The organism is Geodermatophilus sp. SYSU D00879, from assembly GCF_054050375.1.
Genome location: NZ_JBJGZF010000014.1, coordinates 104643 through 123983 on the forward strand (window position 1 = coordinate 104643; position 19341 = coordinate 123983).

The 19341-nt window shown below is 73.6% G+C and carries 18 protein-coding genes and 2 tRNA genes; 14 read left to right on the forward strand and 6 right to left on the reverse strand.

What is annotated here, in order from left to right; translation table 11 throughout:
- Nucleotides 1-93 precede the first annotated feature (93 nt).
- Nucleotides 94-1554: a serine hydrolase domain-containing protein gene (locus ACI79B_RS17505; protein WP_456926965.1), complete on the forward strand. Its 1461-nt coding sequence runs from the start codon at nt 94-96 to the stop codon at nt 1552-1554.
- Between the two features lie 15 nt (nt 1555-1569).
- On the opposite strand, the gene ACI79B_RS17510 is transcribed toward ACI79B_RS17505, so the two are convergent.
- The gene (locus ACI79B_RS17510) at nt 1570-1758 is read right to left on the reverse strand and encodes a hypothetical protein (protein WP_456926964.1); all 189 of its coding nucleotides are present in this window, start codon (nt 1756-1758) and stop codon (nt 1570-1572) included.
- A gap of 376 nt (nt 1759-2134) precedes the next feature.
- On the opposite strand from ACI79B_RS17510, the gene ACI79B_RS17515 reads away from it, so the two are divergent.
- Nucleotides 2135-2467 carry a GYD domain-containing protein gene (locus ACI79B_RS17515; protein ID WP_456926963.1) on the forward strand — a complete coding sequence of 111 codons (333 nt, stop codon included), beginning with the start codon at nt 2135-2137 and terminating at the stop codon, nt 2465-2467.
- 496 nt (nt 2468-2963) lie between these two features.
- Here ACI79B_RS17515 and ACI79B_RS17520 read toward each other — a convergent pair whose 3' ends face one another.
- Both ACI79B_RS17520 and ACI79B_RS17525 read right to left on the reverse strand, forming a co-directional pair.
- Nucleotides 2964-3548 carry an excisionase family DNA-binding protein gene (locus ACI79B_RS17520; protein WP_457000217.1) on the reverse strand — a complete coding sequence of 195 codons (585 nt, stop codon included), beginning with the start codon at nt 3546-3548 and terminating at the stop codon, nt 2964-2966.
- A 49-nt stretch (nt 3549-3597) separates the two neighbouring features.
- Entirely contained in the window at nt 3598-4263 is a 666-nt protein-coding gene (locus ACI79B_RS17525) for a GAP family protein (RefSeq protein ID WP_456926962.1), read from the reverse strand.
- A gap of 75 nt (nt 4264-4338) precedes the next feature.
- Here ACI79B_RS17525 and ACI79B_RS17530 point away from each other — a divergent pair, with 75 nt between their 5' ends.
- Nucleotides 4339-4890 carry a TetR/AcrR family transcriptional regulator gene (locus tag ACI79B_RS17530; protein ID WP_456926961.1) on the forward strand — a complete coding sequence of 184 codons (552 nt, stop codon included), beginning with the start codon at nt 4339-4341 and terminating at the stop codon, nt 4888-4890.
- Between the two features lie 310 nt (nt 4891-5200).
- Here ACI79B_RS17530 and ACI79B_RS17535 read toward each other — a convergent pair whose 3' ends face one another.
- Complete coding sequence (locus ACI79B_RS17535) at nt 5201-8044, reverse strand: AAA family ATPase (RefSeq protein WP_456926960.1); 2844 nt, start codon at nt 8042-8044, stop codon at nt 5201-5203.
- A gap of 202 nt (nt 8045-8246) precedes the next feature.
- Here ACI79B_RS17535 and ACI79B_RS17540 point away from each other — a divergent pair, with 202 nt between their 5' ends.
- From ACI79B_RS17540 to ACI79B_RS17560, 5 genes are all read left to right on the forward strand, one after another.
- On the forward strand, nt 8247-9167 hold the full coding sequence (locus ACI79B_RS17540) for an alpha/beta fold hydrolase (RefSeq protein WP_456926959.1): 921 nt from the start codon (nt 8247-8249) through the stop codon (nt 9165-9167).
- A gap of 411 nt (nt 9168-9578) precedes the next feature.
- Nucleotides 9579-10340, forward strand: coding sequence for an alpha/beta fold hydrolase (locus ACI79B_RS17545; protein ID WP_456926958.1), 762 nt, complete (start codon nt 9579-9581; stop codon nt 10338-10340).
- Nucleotides 10341-10343: 3 nt separating this feature from the next.
- Nucleotides 10344-10712 carry a cupin domain-containing protein gene (locus ACI79B_RS17550; RefSeq protein WP_456926957.1) on the forward strand — a complete coding sequence of 123 codons (369 nt, stop codon included), beginning with the start codon at nt 10344-10346 and terminating at the stop codon, nt 10710-10712.
- Nucleotides 10713-10979: 267 nt separating this feature from the next.
- Nucleotides 10980-11396 carry a DUF302 domain-containing protein gene (locus ACI79B_RS17555; protein WP_456926956.1) on the forward strand — a complete coding sequence of 139 codons (417 nt, stop codon included), beginning with the start codon at nt 10980-10982 and terminating at the stop codon, nt 11394-11396.
- Between the two features lie 19 nt (nt 11397-11415).
- Nucleotides 11416-11649 carry a hypothetical protein gene (locus tag ACI79B_RS17560; RefSeq protein WP_456926955.1) on the forward strand — a complete coding sequence of 78 codons (234 nt, stop codon included), beginning with the start codon at nt 11416-11418 and terminating at the stop codon, nt 11647-11649.
- Nucleotides 11650-11833: 184 nt separating this feature from the next.
- Here ACI79B_RS17560 and ACI79B_RS17565 read toward each other — a convergent pair.
- Nucleotides 11834-11907 (reverse strand) — tRNA-Gly (locus ACI79B_RS17565).
- A 45-nt stretch (nt 11908-11952) separates the two neighbouring features.
- Between ACI79B_RS17565 and ACI79B_RS17570 the strand changes: the two genes are divergently transcribed.
- From ACI79B_RS17570 to clpX, 6 genes are all read left to right on the forward strand, one after another.
- The gene (locus ACI79B_RS17570) at nt 11953-13404 is read left to right on the forward strand and encodes an amidase (protein ID WP_456926954.1); all 1452 of its coding nucleotides are present in this window, start codon (nt 11953-11955) and stop codon (nt 13402-13404) included.
- Nucleotides 13405-13418: 14 nt separating this feature from the next.
- Nucleotides 13419-13492: transfer RNA gene (locus ACI79B_RS17575), tRNA-Pro, on the forward strand.
- A gap of 86 nt (nt 13493-13578) precedes the next feature.
- On the forward strand, nt 13579-15063 hold the full coding sequence (gene tig, locus ACI79B_RS17580; RefSeq protein ID WP_456926953.1) for a trigger factor: 1485 nt from the start codon (nt 13579-13581) through the stop codon (nt 15061-15063).
- A gap of 251 nt (nt 15064-15314) precedes the next feature.
- Nucleotides 15315-15950, forward strand: coding sequence for an ATP-dependent Clp protease proteolytic subunit (locus ACI79B_RS17585; protein ID WP_456926952.1), 636 nt, complete (start codon nt 15315-15317; stop codon nt 15948-15950).
- A gap of 20 nt (nt 15951-15970) precedes the next feature.
- Nucleotides 15971-16600: an ATP-dependent Clp protease proteolytic subunit gene (locus ACI79B_RS17590; RefSeq protein ID WP_387985431.1), complete on the forward strand. Its 630-nt coding sequence runs from the start codon at nt 15971-15973 to the stop codon at nt 16598-16600.
- A gap of 306 nt (nt 16601-16906) precedes the next feature.
- A complete protein-coding gene (clpX, locus tag ACI79B_RS17595; RefSeq protein WP_456926951.1) occupies nt 16907-18181 on the forward strand; it encodes an ATP-dependent Clp protease ATP-binding subunit ClpX in 1275 nt (424 codons plus the stop codon).
- A gap of 60 nt (nt 18182-18241) precedes the next feature.
- Here the strand turns inward: clpX and ACI79B_RS17600 are convergent, their stop codons facing one another.
- Nucleotides 18242-19159 (reverse strand): DUF559 domain-containing protein, encoded by a 918-nt coding sequence (locus tag ACI79B_RS17600; protein ID WP_456926950.1) that lies wholly within the window; start codon nt 19157-19159, stop codon nt 18242-18244.
- Nucleotides 19160-19341: the final 182 nt, after the last annotated feature.

Consider the following 19341-nt stretch of genomic DNA (forward strand, 5'->3'; position numbering starts at 1 on the left):
CGGCCCCGGCCGGGGAGGCCGGACGGACGCGTCCCCCCGGTCCCGGGCGGGTCAGCCTGGACGCGGGTCGCCGTCCGTCCGCCGGGAGGGGTCATGACCGCCGTGGAGGAGCTCCGGCTCGAGACGCGGGTCGCCGAGATCCGCGGCCGGCAGCCGTGCGTCGGGCTCGCGGTCGGTGTGGTGCGCGGTGGTGGCCTGGAGTCCTTCGCCGCGCACGGGCTCGCCGACATCGCGTCGCGGACCCCCGTCACCGAGGACACCGTCTTCCGCATCGCCTCGATCACCAAGACCGTCACCGCGATCGCGGTCCTCCAGCTGGTCGAGCAGGGGCGGGTCGACCTGGATGCGCCGGTCGCCGACTCCCTGCGCGCCTACCGGCTCGTACCGCGGAGGTCCGGCTGGCGCCCGGCGACGGTGCGTCACCTGCTCACCCACACCGCCGGCGTCCCCGAGGAGGTGCCGCGCTCCGCCGCCTTCCGCCGGGACTTCGGGATCGGCTTCCCGCCCGGGCGGGTGCCGACGCCGGCCGAGTACTACCGCGGGCGGGTGCCGCTGGACGTCGAGCCGGGCACCCGGTTCCGGTACACCGACCACGGGCCGACGGCGGTCGGGCAGGTCGTCGAGGACGTCAGCGGCCTGCCCTTCGACCGGTACGTGCGCGAGCGGGTGTTCGCACCCCTCGGCATGACCGACTCCGACCTGGTGCTCCCCGAGCGGCTGCGGCCGCGGCTCGCCACCGGCTACCGGCTCTCCGCGGCCGGGCCGCGCCCGGTGCCGCGGCGCGACGCGGTGACCGCAGCGGCCGGCAACGTCTACTCCACGCCGCGCGACATGGCCCGCTACCTGGCGGCGCTGACCGGCGGCGGCGCCAACGAGCACGGCCGGGTGCTCGAGCCCGCGACGCTGGACACGGTGTTCGAGCCGCACTACCGGCCCGATCCGCGGCTGCCCGGCATGGGGCTGGCGTTCTGGCGCGTCGACGGCCGTGGGCACCGCGTCGTCGAGCACCAGGGCACGATGCCCGGCTTCGACGCGCAGGTCTTCGTCGCCCCCGACGACGGCGTCGGCGTGATGGCGTTCACCAACGGCACCCACCGGGGGCCGTTCTGGCTGCCCGGCGAGATCGGCGGCCTGCTCGAGGACCTGCTCGGCATCCCGCACCGCCGGATCCGCACCGACGTGCCGCAGCGCCCGGAGGTCTGGGGCGAGCTGGTCGGCCGGTACCGGGTCCCCGGTCCGGTCACCGACGTGCGGGCCACCGCGTTCCTCGGTGCGGGCCTGGACGTCTCAATCCGCGGCGGCCGGCTCTGGCTGCGCATCCTGTCCCCGGTGCCCGTCCTGGCGAAGGGCTTCGAGCTGCACCCGGACGACGAGGCCGACCCCTACGCCTTCCGGCTCGACCTCGGACTCCCCGGCACCGGCGACATCCGTGCCGTGTTCAGCCGCGACGCCGGCGGGCGCACCACGGGGCTGGCCCTGGAGATGCAGCCGGTCCGGGCCGAGCGGCAGCAGGGGACCGTCCGCAGGCGCCTCACCCGCGGGTCCACCGGCTGAGCGTCGTCCGGCGCGCTAGATGCGGGTCAGCCAGACCACCGGCGGCCTGGCCCGCCGGGCCGCGAAGGCCTCCAGCTGCACCGCGCTCGGGCGGCAGCCGCCCGGGCAGTCGAACTCCACGGCCTGCCCGTCGACCCACCCGACGGCCGCCGGCCGCCGGCAGATCGGGCAGTCCTCCCACGTGACCCGCTCGCTGGCTTCCATCGTGTCGCCTCCCGGTCCCGGGGACCTGCCCGGGGAACGGGAGAGGACCTGGGCACGCTGTTCGATCCAGGGCCCCTCTGCGGGACGACCGTAACCCCCCGTGTTCGGCACGAAACGGCCGCGGAACGGACGGCCTGTTCCGGTTCGCTGCGGTCCCGCGCCGGGTGGCAGCGGGTGCCGGGGACCGCCCCTGCACGACCGGCTCTGATCCTGCTGGACGACACGGCGCTCCCGTGTGGAGCAGCGGACGGTGCCGTGGGGACTGCACCCGGTCCGGGCGCACCGCCTCCCGCGGCACCGCGTCGCCGGGCCGCGGCGCGCCGCCGGACTGCTGGTGCAATCGGGCGGCGCAACGACTCGGGACGAGGTGGTCGGGATGCCGAAGTTCGTCGTCTTCTTCTCGTACACCCCGGAGGCGTGGAGCCGGATGATCGACCGACCGGGCGATCGCACCGCTGCCGCGACTGCGTCGGCCGAGGCGGTCGGCGCCCGGCTGGAGGCGCTGTACTGGATGCTCGGGGAGCAGGACGGGATGGTCATCCTCGAGGCGCCGGACGCGGAGACCGCCACCGCGTCGGTGGTCGCGTCGGTGAGTTCCGGCGACGTCCGGAGCCTCGGCACCCACCAGTTGCTGGACCAGGAGCAGCTGCGGTCCGTCCTCGACAAGGCCAGGCGGGGGCGCGACGCCTTCCGGCGCCCCGGGAGCTGATCCGGGGGGCACGTGCCGGGAAGGTCCTCCGGGCGGATCGGGACCGGCGCACCGGTCGCGGAGCGAGCTCCCCGAGGTCGTGGACGGGTGGCAGCGCGGTCCGCATCGAGCCGTCCGGCGTGACCAGCGCCCGGCCAGCGCAGAGGAACGAGGCCCTGCAGGGGGTCTGACGGCCGTCGGAGGCTCCTCCGGCGCTTCCCCAGGAGGCTGACAGCCCGGTCGGCCCGCCAGAACGCGTTAGCGGGTGACGGGAATCGAACCCGCATGGGCCAGCTCGGAGGGCGGGATCCCGTGACCCTGTCCATGCTGGTCAGCGGCCTGGGTCGACCTCCGGACGAGGGCTCGTGACCCACGTGCGACCCGGCGGTCCGGCACGACCCACGCGTGACCCACCGCGCCGGGAGCCTGTCAGTCGCCCCCGTCCGGATCGTCGTCCCACGACTCGCCGGCTGCACCCAGCACGGCGGCGAGGGCACGGGCGATCTCGGCGTCGTGGTCATCGGCGGTGGGCTGGTCGAGCGGGGCCGCGGCGGTGGGGGAGTGGCCGGGTCGGCGCGTGAGTTCCGGGGTGATCGCACCAGCAGGCGCGGCCAGGGTGGCGCCGGTGGGACGGCAGCCCGACGCGGCCGAGCCGCAGCGCGATGGCGGGAGGCGGGAACGGGGTATCCCAGACGGCGGCGCTCCAGGCCGGTCTCTCAGCCGGCCGCCTCGGAGGAGCCGGGGCTGACCTCGCACCGGCGTCCACTGCCGAGCGCTTGAGGCGCACGTACTTGCCGATCTTGACGCGACTGATCCGGCGTTCGGTGATGAGCCGGCGGACGAACCGCTCCCCGGTGCCGAGGTGCTCGCCGGCCTGCGCAACAGTCGGGAGCGGATCGCCGGAGGGGTGTCGCTGTTCGGTGGTGCGGTGCGCCGTCGTGTTCCGGCGCCTGGTCAGCGGCCTCCGGTCGGCCTTCGGGACATCCGCCAGGGGCCTCCCTTCGGCCCAGCGGTGCGTCGCCGCCCACGGTTGCTCCCCAAGCGGCCCCCGGAGGGACACGTCGAACCGTGTTCCTGCGGCGCCCGGAGTTTCCAGGACCACCAGCCCCGGGCCTCTCCTGTCAGGAGGGCTGACCAAGGGCAGGGCGCGTTCACACCTGTGCTGCGATGGCGGCCACGGCGGCTCCGAGCAGCACCAGGCCCAGGGCGGCGGGGATGCTGCGGGGCACGGTGCGCGCCTGGCCGATGCGGTCGTAGACCCGTTGGAGTCGGCGGCGCACCCGCTCCCCGTGGAGCGTGCCGACGGCGAGCAGCACCAGGCAGGGCAGGCAGTACACGATGGCGTAGCCGGCCAGTACCCACAGGCCGGTCGTCAGCGGCACGTCGGCGGTGACCAGGCGCTCGATGGCAATCAGGTACGGGAAGGCGTTGGGCAGGTCGGCCGCCGTGACGAGCACCCCGACGGGGGCAGCGGTCCACGGACCGAACCAGCGGGGCAGGACGACTGCTGACCGCTGCTGTGGGCGCAGTCGACGGACGGCCGCGACCAGCAGGAGCAGCGCGGCCAGTCCGAAGGCGCCTCGGCGCACCCACGCCAGCCCGCCGGTGACCACCTCGGCGGCCAGGTCCGCGCCGGCGTACACGGCGACCCCGATGGCGAGGACGGTCAGGTACGCCCCGGCCACGTACGCCAGCGCGGTGGCGAGCCGGCGCTGCAGAGGCGCCAGCAGGATCAGGGCGACGCCGGCGATCGTGGCCGGGTTCAACGAGTCGAGTGCCGCCAACCCGGCGATGCCGAGCAGCAGCGCTGGAGTCATCGCGTCACCCGGAGAGCCACGAGACGATGATATCTCATGTGCGACGTTTGAGTCTCAAGCCGGTAGGGTGTCGGTGTGCCCGAGGATGCGCTCCTGTCTCGCGCGGCCGAGGTCCTGTCGGCGGCGCCGACCGCGTCCATGGAGGAGATCGCCGCAGCTGCGGGCATCAGCCGGGCGACCCTGTTCCGGCGGTATCCGAACCGGCAGGTGCTGGTCTCAGCGGTGGCGCGCGCGGCCGCCGAGGCCTACGTCGCGGCCACGGACGCCGCCCGGCTCGAGGAAGGTCCGCCGGATGACGCCCTGCGTCGGCTCATCGCCGCCCTGGCGCCACTGGGAGTCCGTTTCGGGCTGCTGACGTCCCAGCCGCTGGACGACCTGGTGGAGAAGGAACTCCTCACCCTGGTGCGCGACAGCGACGAACAACTGCGCGCACTGGTCCGCCGCGGCCAGGAGGACGGCGTGTTCCGCGTCGACCTCGGTGCCGAGTGGGTCGTCATCATGGTGACGTGGTTGCTCGTCGGCGGTGCCGACGGCGTCCGGCTCGGACGACTCGCCGCACGAGAGGTCGAACGACTCGTGACCGAGACGGTCCTGAGCGCGTTGAGACGGCAACACGGACGGCGCTGACCGGCCGCCCTTCCCCCGTGTCGCACGACCCGACGGGCGCTCCTCCAGGGGAGCTGTTCACGATCACGAGGGGCGCACGTCGTGCATCCGGCCGCGGGGGCGTCGGCGATGGCGACGAAGGGCGTCTGCCCCCTGCGGTGCCAAGCCTCATCGGCTCGCCGGCGCTACCTCGGTGCGCTCGTCACAACGAGTCGTTGGCCCCGGAGTGCACGAGTGTGTGGCACCTGCTCGTGGCGGTCTCCAGTGCCGACAGAGGGGCCGGGGCGAGGTGACCCGGTCGAAGCCGACCAGAGCGAGGACCATGTGCAGGTCACCGTGGGTGTCGTCCGGATCGCGCAGCCGGCCCCGGGTCAGCCGCCACCGGCGGTGGTGCAGGGGATGTCCGGGTCAACGCGTCGCGCAGGGCTGCGCGCGTCGATATGCCGAGCTTGGGGAAGATCCGGTACAGGTGGCCGGAGACCGTGCGGGGGGACAGGTGGAGACGGCTTCCGATCTGCTTGTTGGTCAGCCCGGAAGCGGCCAGCGAGGCGATCTGGTGCTCCTGTGGTGTCAGCGTCGCCACCGCGGATGACTCGGTGCGGGCACCGTGCGTCAGACCGCTGGCACGCAACTCCTGGTCCGCACGAGTGATCCAGGGGTGCGCGCCCAGGCTCTCGAACTGCTCCCGAGCAGCGGTCAGCTGGAGTCGGGCCGCCGACGTCGCCCGGGTCCGCCGCAGGTGTTCGCCGTAGGCCAGTTGCACGCGTGCCCGTTCGAACGGGAACGCCTCGGCGCCGCGGACGCCCAGGGCCGCGCGGTAGAGATCGCCGGCGTCCTCACCGGAGGCCGCGAGCGCCGCTGACCCTGAGGCGAGCAGGGCCAAGCGCGGGCGGAGCCGGAAGACCTCGGACCGCTGCATGGCGGTGACGTGTGCCGCAGCCTCCGCGGAACGCCCGGTGCGGACCGCCGCCTCCACCAGGTCCTTGGCGACCCACATGGCGACCGGGACGTGAGGCGCCAGGAGGCCCGGAGGGCTGATGGCGGTCGTTCGACGGTAGGCCTCCTCGTAGTCGCCTCGACCGAGGGCGGCCAGGGCCCTGACCCGGTTGGCGAAGTGCTCGAGCACCGTCGCGCCCCGGGGCGCCGCCCAGGCCACGAGCTCCTCGGTCAGCGACCCGGTGGCCTCGTCGCCGCCACGGGCCGCGGCGAGCAGCGCGCGGCAGTAGACGCCGGGCAGGGAGATCAGCTGGTACCCCAGCAGCTCGCTCCAGGCGATGCCCTCGTCGGCCATCCGCGCCGCCTCGTCCCACCGTCCCCCGCGGAAGGCGTCGTGGCAGAGCATCATCAGCGCCTGGACGGCGGACGTGGCGGCCCCGCCGTCGCGCCCGTCCCGGACGACCCTCGACAGCGCCGAGCGGCAGGCCGACACGCGATCGACGTAGAAGGCCGCGATGGCGACCCGCACGATCCGGGTGGGGTCGACCTCGGCGCCGAGCGTGGCGATGAGCCGGTCCAGCCGGTCCAGCTCGCTCGACGTCGCGCGGACGGCGGGAGCGCCGTACAGGTTGCTCGACACCGTCAGGACCGGTGAGACCCCGGGCCCCAGCCGGGTCACCGCCGAGTCGAACGGGCGCCAGGGCTCGTCCCGTCCGCTGAAGTGGCAGACCAGCATCAGGCTGTGCAGCGCCTCGTCGACCGCCGGGCCGGTGCGCCCCTGCTCCACGGCGTCCTCGATCACCCGGGAGAGCATGGCGTGCGCGGTGTCGACGTCACCCTCCCCGTTGAGGAGGTGGTAGGCGGCGGCCACCGTGACCTCGAGGGGCTCCGCACTGTCCGGGTCGGCGCGCCGGGCCTCACCGAGCAGGCGGGGGACGCTGTCCAACTTCCCTGCTGTGTCGGCACCGAGATAGGCGGCTGCGGCCAGCCGGCGCGCACGGTCCGCGCCACGGGGGCTGAGCTCCGCGGCGCGGAGCCGGGCGTGCACGGCCCGGACGACGTCACCCTTGTGCAGGGCCCGGGAGGCGGCCACCTCGAGCAGCGCGGCCGTCGACTCGTCCGGGCCGCCCGCGGCCTCGGCCAGGTGCCAGGCGCAACGTTCCGGGTCGTCGGCGTGCAGGTCGGCGAGGAGGGCATGGGTCCGCCGGCGCTCGCCGGTGGTGGCCAGCTCCACCGCGGCCGCGCCGATCAGGGGATGCCGGAGGGCCACCCGGTTGGTGGTCGAGTCGACTCGGACCAGCCCGTCCCGCTCGGCGGGCGCCAGGTCGTCCAGCCAGCTGTCACCGGAGGAGCCCGCACGCAGCGCCCGGAGGTCCCCGGTCCCGTCCAGGGCGGTCAGCAGGAGCAGCCTGCGGGTGGCTGACGGCAGCGTGCGCAGCCGGCGGGCGAACAGCCTCTGGAGCTGACCGGTCAGCGGGAGGACGGGCGGCAAGGGGTTCCGCGCGACGCGCTGGTCCTCCGTCATCGTCGCCGGCAGCTCGAGGAGGGCGAGCGGGTTCCCCTGCGCCGCCGCGATGACGTGCCGGCGGACCGGCGCGGCGAGATCCGGGAACCGGCTGGCCAGCAGCTGCGTCGCCGCGAGCTCGTCGAGGGGAGGTACCTCGTGCTCCGGCAGGCCGGCGTGCAGCAGGGAGGAGTCGGTCTCGCTCCGTACCGCGGCGAGGAAGCCGACGCGGCTGCCTCCCAGACGGCGGGCGACGAACCCGAGGACCCGCGCAGTCGAGCGGTCCACCCACTGCACGTCGTCGACGACCACCAGGACCGGTTGCTCCTCCGCGAGGTGGCGGAGCAGGGCGAGCGCGGCGGCGGAGATCACGAGCCGGCCGCCTGTACGACCGGTGCCCGTGCCGAGAGCGACCGACAGTGCCTCCTGCTGTGGCCGCGGGAGCGCCTGCACCTGGTCGTGCAGGGGGAGGAACAGTTGGTGGAGCCCGGCGAAGCTGACCTCGGCCTCGAACTCGACCCCGGCCGCTCGCAGGACCCGCATCCCCGAGCCGACGGCCGCCTGGCCGGCGGCGTCGAGGAGCACGGTCTTGCCGACCCCCGGTCCTCCGCTCAGGAGCAGCGCGTCCCCGTGGTGGGCAGCCCGACTGAGGAAGGTCCCGAGGAGCTGCAGCTCCGCCATCCGCCCGACCAGGTCGGCGTGCTCGCTGTCGCCGAGGACGGATGTGTCCTCCATCGGACGTCCTCTCGGCTGGGCGCCGGTCAGCGCGGGACGACGCGGCTCCGGTCGACGGGACCGGCGGCGACGAGAGTCTCTCCCAGGGCACCGGCCGGCGACCAGCCACAGCCGCGTCGCCAGGACGAGTCGGGTGACTCGTGCGCCGGGGACCTCAGCGCCGCCAGACTGCGCCGGCTACCGGATGCCCCAGGAGAGACCGATGTCCGTGCCCGCCGGGACCACGAGCGGAACGACGCTGCCCGCGTCGTTCGACGAGCTGACCGTGTCGCAGGTGACCGTGGGCGAGGTGTCGCTGCGGGTCCGGGCCGGCGGGTCGGGGCCGCCGATGCTGCTCCTGCACGGCTACCCCGAGACCCACCTGGCCTGGGGCCTGGTGGCCGGTGAGCTGGCCGAGGACTTCACGGTGGTCGCCCCCGACCTGCGCGGGTACGGGGACAGCTCCAAGCCGGCAGCGGTCCCCGGCCACGAGAACTACGGCAAGCGGGCCATGGCCGAGGACTGCATCGACCTGATGCACCGGCTCGGGTTCGACCGTTTCGACGTCGCCGGACACGACCGCGGGGGCCGGGTCGCCTACCGGATGGCGCTCGACCATCCCGAGGCGGTTCGCCGGCTCACCGTGATGGACGTGATCCCGACCGGCGAGGTCTGGGCACGCGCCGATGCCCGCTTCGCCCTCGGCTACTGGCACTGGGCCTTCCTCGCCCAGCCGCACCCCCTCCCGGAGCAGCTCATCGGCGCCGACCCCGAGTTCTTCCTCTTCGACGCCGAGTTCGGCGGTGCCATCCGCCGGTTCCCGCCGGCGGCGGTGGCGGACTACGTCCGGTGTGCTCGCGACCCGGCCGCGATCCGGGCGATGTGCGAGGACTACCGCGCCGCGGCGACGTGTGATCGGCAGTGGGACGACGAGGACCACGCGGCGGGCCACCGGATCACCTGCCCGACCCAGGTCCTGTGGGCCGGCCAGGGAGCCCTGGCGGCCTGGTACGACACCCTCGCCATCTGGCGCGACTGGGCCGCCGACGTGTCCGGACGCGCCCTGGACTGTGGCCACTTCCTGGTCGAGGAACGTCCGCAGGAGGTCCTGGCCGCCATCCGGGAGTTCCACGCGGTGAGGTAGTTCTCGACCGAGTCAGCCGTCTCGTCCCGGACCCCCGGCGTGCCGAGCCGAGCGCCTGACCCGACCGCACCGCAGGTCAGTTGACCGTTGCTCCGGCCGCACCACGGCGACGAGGGTCCTACCGCGAGAGGTCCGGGCCGGACGCGGGCATCGCGGCAGCCGAGGGTCGGGAGGAGCGGTGGCGGCCGTCATCACCGAGGCGGGCGTGGACGTCGTCGACGAGGACCAGGGCAGCCGGTCGTCCCGGTCACGGCGGGCCGCTGACCGCCGACGCCTGGGACCGGCCGCCGAATCAGGTGGCTCCGCCCCGCTGTCGGGCCATCACCTGTGACCGCCGCCCACGACCGCCGTGGTGGTGGCCGCTCGTCCCGGCACCGGGCTTCGTCAACCGCCACATCGGGAGGGATCGTCATGACCGACACCACCGCCGCCCCCACCGTCGCCCTCGTACACGGCGCCTTCGCCGACAGCTCCGGCTGGAACGGCGTCATCGCCGGCCTCGCGGCCGCCGGGGTGCGGGCCCAGGCGATCTCCAACCCGTTGCGCGGCCTCGCTCACGACGCCGCCTACGTCGCCAGTGCGCTCGGGCAGATCCCCGGCCCGGTGATCGCCGTCGGCCACTCCTACGGCGGGGCGGTCCTCACCAACGCCGGGACGCGACCGGGCAACGTGGTCGCTCTGGTCTACGTCGCCGCCTTCGCCCCGGACGAGGGGGAGACGCTCGCGGAGATCGAGAACGGTTCCGTCGACAGCGTCCTCAACAGCGCTCTCGTCCAACTCCGGTACCCCACCGGTCAGGGGAGCGAGACCGAGGTCGAGGTCGCCATCGATCCGGAGAAGTTCCACGACGCCTTCGCCGCCGACGTGCCGCTCGCGGACAGCGCGTTGATGGCCGCCACCCAGCGGCCGGTGGCCATGCGGGGGTTCACCGAGTCGACCCGTGCGCCGGCCTGGAGAGCCCTGCCGTGCTGGGCGGTCATCCCGACCGGCGACAAGGCCGCGGGCAGCGACGTCGTCCGGAACATGGCCCAGCGTGCCGGCATGACCATCAGCGAGGTGGAGGGCTCGCACGTCGCCTTCGTCACCAAGCCGCAGCCGGTGATCGACGCGGTCCTGCAGGCGATGGAGGCCGTGGGCCACCGTGTCGCCGGCCGCGCCCCGGCAGGGGTCTGAGCCGTGTCCGATCCCGGGCCGCCCCTCATGTCGGTACCGGACGACCTGGCCGCCCACCTCCGGCGCACCGAGGTGCAGCGCGGCCCCTCGTCCATCCCCGGGCGGGAGATCGTGCAGGTGCTCACCGAGATCCCGGTGGGCGTGGAATCGGGCTGGCACACCCACCCCGGCGAGGAGGTGGGCTACATCCTCGCCGGGACGGTGGAGATGCAGATCAGGGACGCCGACACGGTGACCCTGCAGGCCGGCGACGGCTTCCTCATCCCTCCGCGGACTCCACACAACGCCCGCGACATCGGCCGGGGCACGGGACGGATGCTGTCCACCTACGTCGTCGAGGTGGGACAGCCCTTGGCGACCTTCGCCGGCTGATGGTGCTCCGGACCGGCCGACCGTCTGCTCGAGCAGGACTGACCGCCGGTCGCGGGCAGCCCGACGCCCGAACCGACACCGCGGCGCTGCCCGGACACGCCGCTCAGGGAACTGACGTCCCGGATGCCGGTCGGTGTCGCGACCCGACGCTCGGCCGGGTCCGGGTCCCGGTCCGGTGGGTCCGGGACAGTCGACGACCGGCAACGCCCGGACCGCTCGCATCGTCGGCGACCGGTTCCACCGGCTCGTCCGAACTCGGAGGTGGCGATGACCGATGCGCTGGTCGTGGTGGCGGTACCCGGTGACGTGAAGTCCACCGTCGCGCTGATCACCGCCGCACTCCACGCACGCCGGGTGCCGCTCTTCGCGACGATCGACCACGCCGCAGGCGCGGTGGAGGCCGGCCTCCAGCTGCAGGACGAAGTGCTGCTGATCTTCGGCAACCCCGCGGTCGGCACGGCGCTCATGCAGGCCGATCCGCGTGCCGGTGTGGACCTGCCACTACGCCTGCTGGTGTGGTCGGAGTCCGGGAGCACGCACCTCGCCTACCACGACCCTCGGGAGCTGGCCGACAGGTACGACCTCGGCGGCGAGCAGTCCGTGCTCACCGTCCTCCACGATCTCCTCGCGGGTCTCGTCACGACGACGATCAACGGCGGCGACCGCGGTCTACCGTCCGCCTGACCTGCAGAGAACCGGACTCGTGCCCCGCCTGGCGGCCGTCCGGGACGCCCGCGATCGCGAGCAGCGTGCAGTCGCGGCGGGACCACGGGCCGGGCTACTCGGCGACGCCGGCTGGTGGCAGACCCCGTTGTGGCGGTGGGCCGCTCACGCCGTCGTGATCCACCGCTGGGTGGCGGCCGAGCGGCTCGCGCTGCCGGTGGAGGAGACCGCCCGGCGAGTCGCCGGGCGGCACGGCCTCGAGTTCACCTCGTGACCAGTTCCCGGTCACGAGGAGGGGTGGACGGGCTCCACCAGGCCTCGTAGGGCTGCCCGACGTGACCCGTGCATGACCCACGCAGCGGAGAACAGGGGCCCTGAAAGGTTCGAACGGACCCTCCGGAGAGTCCTCCAGAGCTTCTCCAGAAGGCCTGACAGGCCGGTTGACCTGCGGTCGTGCGTGGAGCGGGTGACGGGAATCGAACCCGCATGGCCAGCTTGGAAGGCTGGGGCTCTGCCATTGAGCTACACCCGCGAGGTGCCCGACCAGCGTAGCGGGCCAGGTCGATACCGTCCGGGCGTGACCGAGCCCACAGAGCTGGACGCCACCGCGCAGGCCGACCTCGTGCGTCGCGGGGAGGTGAGTCCCGCCGAGCTCGTCGAGGCCGCCATCGCCCGGATCGAGGCGACGAACGCGCAGTTCACCGCCGTCATCCGGGAGCGGTTCGACGCCGCCCGCGCCGAGGTCGCCGGCACGCTGCCCGACGGCCCGTTCCGCGGCGTGCCGCTGCTCCTCAAGGACATGGGCGCGCACATGGCGGGGGAGGAGACCTGCTACGGCCTGGCCCCGCTGCGCGACGCGCAGGTGCGCTGGCGCCGCGACAGCCACCTGGCCGAGGCCTTCCGCGCCGCCGGGTTCGTCGTCCTCGGCCGCACCAACGTCCCCGAGCTCGGCACGACGGTCACCACCGAGCCCGCCGCCAACGCCCCGGCCCGCAACCCCTGGGACCCCACCCGCTCCACCGGCGGCTCCAGCGGCGGGTCGGCCGCGGCCGTGGCGGCGGGCTACGTGCCGGTCGCGCACGCCAGCGACGGCGGCGGGTCGATCCGCGTCCCCGCCAGCGAGTGCGGGCTGGTCGGGCTCAAGCCCAGCCGGGCGCGGGTCAGCCAGGGCCCCGACGTCGGCGAGGGCTGGGCCGGCGCCACCATCGACGGCGTCGTCACCCGCAGCGTCCGCGACACCGCCGCCGTCCTCGACGCGATCGGCGGGCCGATGCCCGGCGACCCCTACGCCGCGCCGCCGCTGCCGCGCCCGCTGGTCGAGGAGGTCGGCGCCCCGGTCGGCCGGCTGCGGGTCGGCCTGGTCGACGCCCCGCCGCACGAGCGCTGGCTCGACAGCCCCGAGTGCCGGGCCGCCGTCGCCCGCGGCGGCCGGCTGCTGGAGGACCTCGGCTGCGACGTCGAGCCCGCCGCGCCCGCCGCCTTCTTCGACGACGGCTTCTCCCGGCACTTCAACGCCACCATCGCCGCCGACACCGCCCGCATGCTCGCCGACCTCGAGCGGGTCCTCGGCCGGGAGATCACCGACGACGAGCTCGAGCCGCGCAACGCCCACTACCGGGCCGCCGGCCACCGCGCCACCGCGGCCGAGTACCTCGCCGCCCGCGCCTGGCTGGGCTCCTGGTGCCGCCGCGCGGCCCGCTTCTGGACGCCGACCGCGGACGGCGGGCAGGGCTTCGACCTGCTGGTCACCCCGACCGTGGGCGCGCCCCCGCCGGAGCTCGGCTGGTTCACCGCCGCGGGCCCGCGCGAGGAGGGCCGCCGGATCGGGGCGTTCATCCCGTACACCGCCCAGGCCAACGTCACCGGCCAGCCGGCGGTCAGCCTGCCGCTGCACACCACCGACGCCGGGCTGCCGGTCGGCGTGCAGCTGGTCGCGGGCGCCGGGCGGGAGGACCTGCTCGTGCGCGTCGCCGCCGCGCTGGAGGAGGCGGCCCCGTGGGCGGCACGCCGTCCACCGGTGCCCGCCTAGACTCGCAGCCGCCACGGGGTGTGGCGCAGCTTGGTAGCGCACCCGCTTTGGGAGCGGGGGGCCGTGGGTTCGAATCCCGCCACCCCGACCCCGCCCCCGGCGTCTCTAGACTCGGGGGTCGACCCGGCGCCGGTCCCGGCGTCCCCTTCCGTCGTACCGAGGAGCACTGCCGCTGTGAAGAGCACCATCGAGGAACTGGGCCCCACGCGGGTCCGGATGGCGATCGAGGTGCCGTGGGGAGACCTGGACCACGCCTTCGGCGAGGTCTACAAGGAGCTCAAGCGGCAGGTGCGCGTCCCCGGGTTCCGCCCGGGCAAGGTGCCCAACCGCATCCTCGACCAGCGCATCGGCCGCCCGGTCGTCCTCGAGCAGGTCGTCCAGCACGCCATCCCGGAGGTCTACTCCGAGGTCGTCCGCGACAACCAGGTCCGCGTCATCGGCCAGCCCGACATCGAGGTCACCCGCCTCGACGACAACGACACCCTGGCGTTCACCGCCGAGGTCGACGTCGCGCCGAAGATCGAGCTGCCGGCCCTCGACGACCTCAACGTCACCGTCGACGACGTCGAGGTCACCGACGAGGAGATCGACCAGCAGGTCTCGGTCATGCGCGAGCGCTTCGCCATGCTGACCGGCGTCGAGCGCGCCGCCCAGGACGGCGACTACGTCTCCATCGACCTCGAGGCCCGCGTCGGCGACGAGGTGCTCGAGGACGGCACCACCAGCGGCATGTCCTACGAGGTCGGCTCCGGCTCCCTCATGGAGGGCCTCGACGACGCCGTCCGCGGGCTGTCCGCCGACCAGTCGGCCACCTTCGAGACCCCGCTGCAGCAGGGCCCGCACGCCGGCGAGCAGGCGCAGGTCACCGTCACCGTCCGCTCGGTCAAGGCCAAGGAGCTGCCCGAGCTCGACGACGAGTTCGCCTCCACCGCCAGCGAGTTCGACACCCTCGAGGAGCTGCGCGACGACGTCCGCACCCGGCTGTCGCGGGTGAAGGTGATGCAGCAGGGCGCGCAGGCCCGCGACAAGCTGGTCGAGCACCTGCTCGAGGTCACCGAGGTCCCGATCCCCGAGGGCCTGGTCGACCGCGAGCTGGAGTTCCGCAACAACGCGCTGACCAACGAGCTCACCGGCGCCGGCATGGACTGGGACACCTTCCTGTCCATGTCGGGCAGCGAGAACCGCGAGGCCTACGACGCCGAGCAGCGGAAGAACATCGAGGAGGCGGTCCGCACCCAGTTCGTCCTCGACGCGATCGCCGACGCCCGCGAGATCACCGTCGACAACGACGACCTGTCGGCGCAGATCATGGCGCAGGCCTCGCGCAACCGGATGAGCCCGGAGCAGTACGCCCAGCAGCTCCAGCAGAGCGGCAACATCGCCGAGTTCGTCGCCGACGTGCGCCGCACCAAGGCGCTGGCCCAGCTGCTCGAGCAGACGACGATCACCGACGCCTCGGGCAACGTCGTCGACCTCGAGGCCGCCCGCCCGCAGACGGTGCGCGCCGCCGAGGCCGCCCCCACGGCTGACGACACCGCCGCTGACGACACCGCCGTCGAGGAGGCCGACGAGGCCCCCGACGCCGAGGTCGCCGACGCGGCCGCCGTCGAGGCGACCGAGGGTGCCACCGAGGACAGCGGGGACGTCGCCAAGGGCTGACGCCCGACCGCTCCCTCCGGACGCCGTCCTGCCCCGCGCACGCGGGGGAGGGCGGCGTCCGTCGTCTTCCCGGGGGCGCGCTGCGCCGTCGGCGAACAGGCCCCCGCGCCGGGACTCCCGGCCAAGGGGTGCGCGTTAGGGTCGACGTGACTCGGGGCGGACGCCGGGGGTACGGCCCGCCAGGGCCGCCGGCCCCGCCTCCCGCCCACCGAGACCGACTCGATCCACCGCCAACGGAGGTCACACCACCCGTGAGCACCCACCCGAACCCGGCGAACAGCCCGCTCATGCGGGGTGGCGCCGGGGGGATGAACCTCAACGACTCGGTCTACGAGCGCCTGCTGCGCGAGCGCATCATCTTCCTGGGCACCCAGGTCGACGACGTCATCGCCAACCAGCTGGCCGCGCAGATGCTGCTGCTGTCCGCCGAGGACCCCAAGCAGGACATCCACCTGTACATCAACTCGCCGGGCGGCTCGGTCAGCGCCGGCATGGCCATCTACGACACGATGCAGTTCATCGACTGCGACGTCGCCACCTACGGCATGGGCCTGGCCGCCTCGATGGGCCAGTTCCTGCTGACCGCGGGCACCAAGGGCAAGCGCTACGCCCTGCCGCACGCGCGGATCATGATGCACCAGCCCTCGGCCGGCGTCGGCGGCACCGCCGCGGACATCGCCATCCAGGCCGACCTGTTCCGCCGCACCAAGCGCGAGCTCAACGAGCTGCAGTCGTTCCACACCGGCCAGTCCATCGAGCAGATCGAGCGGGACTCCGACCGCGACCGCTGGTTCACCGCGCAGGAGGCCCTCGAGTACGGCTTCGTCGACCACGTCGTCAGCCGCGCCGCGATGACCGACAGCGCCAACCCGGTCTCCGACAACTGAGCAGCGAGGACTGACAGACGATGAGCGACTTCCAGCTGCCCTCCAGCCGGTACGTGCTGCCCTCCTTCGTGGAGCGGACCAGCTACGGCATGAAGGAGAGCAACCCGTACAACAAGCTCTTCGAGGAGCGGATCATCTTCCTCGGGGTGCAGATCGACGACGCGTCGGCCAACGACGTGATGGCCCAGCTGATCACGCTGGAGTCGGCCGACCCCGACCGCGACATCACGATCTACATCAACTCGCCCGGTGGCTCGTTCACGTCGCTGATGGCCATCTACGACACGATGATGTTCGTCCGCCCGGACATCCAGACCGTCTGCATGGGCCAGGCCGCCTCGGCCGCCGCCGTCCTGCTCGCGGCCGGCACCCCGGGCAAGCGGCTGGCGCTGCCGTACTCGCGCGTGCTGATCCACCAGCCCTCCGGCGAGGCCGGCGGCCAGGTCTCGGACCTCGAGATCCACGCCGCCGAGATCGCCCGGGTGCGGGCCCAGATGGAGGAGATCCTGGCCCGGCACACCGGCCGCTCGGTGGAGCAGGTCCGCGCCGACATCGACCGCGACAAGATCCTGACGGCCCCCGAGGCCAAGGAGTACGGGATCGTCGACCAGGTCATCCAGAGCCGCAAGCTCAACGCACTGCCGGTCTGATCGCCGTGATCGCCCGATCGGTACGGGTCGAGTCCGCGCGTGTCGCGCTCTCGGCCCGTACCGTTCGGGGTGCAGTGCCGGGAGTGACGCGCGAGTCGGACGCCCCCGGCGCACCGGGGCGTCGAACCCCCGCGGCGTCGGCGGCGACAGGTACCGTCGGCGAGCGCCCGATCCCCGGCCGGCAGCGCCGGGAGGACACCCTCGCGGCACCCGCTCCCGCGGGACCGAGCACGGGCAGCAAGCGACACACGATCCGCAGGTCCGCACCCCCGGGGCCTGCCAACCCCCTGAGGTGGAGGTCACCAGGTGGCACGAATCGGTGAGAGCGGTGACCTGCTCAAGTGCTCGTTCTGCGGGAAGAGCCAGAAGCAGGTCAAGAAGCTCATCGCGGGCCCCGGCGTCTACATCTGCGACGAGTGCATCGACCTCTGCAACGAGATCATCGAGGAGGAGCTCTCGGAGTCGTCGGACCTGAAGTTCGACGAGCTGCCGAAGCCCCGCGAGATCCACGACTTCCTCGAGCAGTACGTCATCGGCCAGGAGAAGGCCAAGCGCACCCTCGCCGTCGCGGTCTACAACCACTACAAGCGGGTGCAGGCCGGCGGTGAGCGCTCCAGCCGGGACGACTCGGTCGAGCTCGCCAAGTCCAACATCCTGCTGATGGGCCCCACCGGCTGCGGCAAGACGCACCTCGCGCAGACCCTGGCCCGGATGCTCAACGTCCCGTTCGCGATCGCCGACGCCACGGCGCTGACCGAGGCCGGCTACGTCGGCGAGGACGTCGAGAACATCCTGCTCAAGCTCATCCAGGCCGCGGACTACGACGTCAAGCGGGCCGAGACCGGGATCATCTACATCGACGAGGTCGACAAGATCGCCCGCAAGAGCGAGAACCCGTCGATCACCCGCGACGTCTCCGGCGAGGGCGTGCAGCAGGCGCTGCTGAAGATCCTCGAGGGCACGACGGCGTCGGTGCCCCCGCAGGGCGGCCGCAAGCACCCGCACCAGGAGTTCATCCAGATCGACACGACGAACGTGCTGTTCATCGTGGGCGGCGCGTTCGCCGGCCTGGAGAAGGTCATCGAGCAGCGGGTCGGCAAGCAGGGGATCGGCTTCGGCGCGGAGATCCGCGGCAAGAAGGAGATCGAGGAGGCCAACGCCTTCGCCGAGGTCATGCCCGAGGACCTGCTGAAGTTCGGGATGATCCCCGAGTTCATCGGCCGGCTCCCGGTGATCACCAGCGTGCAGGCCCTCGACCGGGACGCGCTGATCCAGATCCTCACCGAGCCGAAGAACGCCCTGGTGCGCCAGTACCGGCGGCTGTTCGAGCTCGACGGCGTGGAGCTGGAGTTCACCGACGACGCCCTCGAGGCGATCGCCGACCAGGCCATCCTCCGCGGCACCGGCGCCCGCGGGCTCCGGGCGATCATGGAGGAGGTGCTGCAGTCGGTGATGTACGAGGTGCCCAGCCGCGAGGACGTCGCCTCCGTGGTGATCACCAAGGAGGTCGTGCTGGAGCACGTCAACCCGACGATCGTGCCGCGCAAGCCCTCCCGCGAGCGCCGCGAGAAGAGCGCGTAAGACCGCGACAGCGTCGTACCCCGGTGGCCCAGGACTCGTCGAGTTCTGGGCCACCGGCGTTCAGAGGGTTGCGAGTCGCCGTCGCAGGACGGCCTCGATCTCGCGCCGGCAGCCGTACGGGTCCGTGGTCAGCCGCCGGTAGCTGAAGCGGAGCACGACCCAGCCGAGCCCCGCGAGCGCCGTGTCGCGGCGCAGGTCGCGCTCCCGCTGCTCCCGGCTGCCGTGGAAGGCGGCGCCGTCCAGCTCGACGGCCACCCGCAGCCCGGGCCAGGCGACGTCGAGGACGACGGTGCGACCACCGGGTACCGCGACTCGGTGTTGCTGGACGAACGGCGGGATGCCCGGGGCGCGCAGGACGTGCAGGACCCCGAACACCTCGAGCTCGCTCTGGCAGCCGCCCGCGACGAGACCGAGCAGTTCGGTCAGCTCCGCCCGGCCGGCGTGCACCCGCTGCCCGGTGGACTGCGCCAGCAGGTCCTCGACGAACACCGCGCGTGTGCGGACCGCCTCGATCACCGCCTGGCGCACGACCGGGGCGTCGACGGCGGCCAGGGGGTTGCGGGGGCTGGCGGCCCAGCTCCACGCGTCGACGAGGCTGCGGGCGGCATCGAGCACGGGCAGGCCGGACACCCTGACCGGGTGGATCGGCAGCGTGGTCCGGTGCGCGACTACCCTGGTCGATCCCCGCGGCCAGCGGTCGGCCGGCACGGTGACGTGCACGGGTCCGGTGGGCGTGGGAGCCAGACCGTGCACGCCCAGGGCGGAGAGGTGACTCAGCGGCCCACGGGTCCACAGGACCGCGGCCAGCGCCCGGACCGGCCACTCGTCCACCCGCTCGGCGAGGGCGAGCACGCCGGGGTGCAGCAGGACGACGTCGCCGCGGGTCAGCCACCGGCTGACGCTGCTCGAGCTCGTGGCGAGGGTGATCCGGTCGCGCCGGGCGGCGCCGTGGGGGAGGAGGGCGGCGAGTTCGTGCACGGGTCGGGAGCCTGACCCAGACGGGTGCTCCGCCGCCGGGGTCCTGTGGACATCCCGACCTCTGAACGCCGGGGGGGGGGGGGGGGGGGGGGGGGGGGGGGGGGGGGGGGCGGGGGGGGGGGGGGGGGGGGGGGGGGGGGGGGGGGGGGGGGGGGGGGGGGGGGGGGGGGGGGGGGGGGGGG

What these genes read in the sequence shown, in the direction of transcription:
- ACI79B_RS17515 (WP_456926963.1), top strand. Translation starts at nt 2,135, where the DNA reads ATGCCGAAGTTCGTCGTCTTCTTCTCGTACACCCCGGAGGCGTGGAGC.
- ACI79B_RS17510 (WP_456926964.1), bottom strand. Translation starts at nt 1,758, where the DNA reads ATGGAAGCCAGCGAGCGGGTCACGTGGGAGGACTGCCCGATCTGCCGG.
- ACI79B_RS17535 (WP_456926960.1), bottom strand. Translation starts at nt 8,044, where the DNA reads ATGGAGGACACATCCGTCCTCGGCGACAGCGAGCACGCCGACCTGGTC.
- ACI79B_RS17540 (WP_456926959.1), top strand. Translation starts at nt 8,247, where the DNA reads ATGTCCGTGCCCGCCGGGACCACGAGCGGAACGACGCTGCCCGCGTCG.
- ACI79B_RS17555 (WP_456926956.1), top strand. Translation starts at nt 10,980, where the DNA reads ATGACCGATGCGCTGGTCGTGGTGGCGGTACCCGGTGACGTGAAGTCC.
- ACI79B_RS17590 (WP_387985431.1), top strand. Translation starts at nt 15,971, where the DNA reads ATGAGCGACTTCCAGCTGCCCTCCAGCCGGTACGTGCTGCCCTCCTTC.
- ACI79B_RS17505 (WP_456926965.1), top strand. Translation starts at nt 94, where the DNA reads ATGACCGCCGTGGAGGAGCTCCGGCTCGAGACGCGGGTCGCCGAGATC.
- ACI79B_RS17525 (WP_456926962.1), bottom strand. Translation starts at nt 4,263, where the DNA reads ATGACTCCAGCGCTGCTGCTCGGCATCGCCGGGTTGGCGGCACTCGAC.
- ACI79B_RS17545 (WP_456926958.1), top strand. Translation starts at nt 9,579, where the DNA reads ATGACCGACACCACCGCCGCCCCCACCGTCGCCCTCGTACACGGCGCC.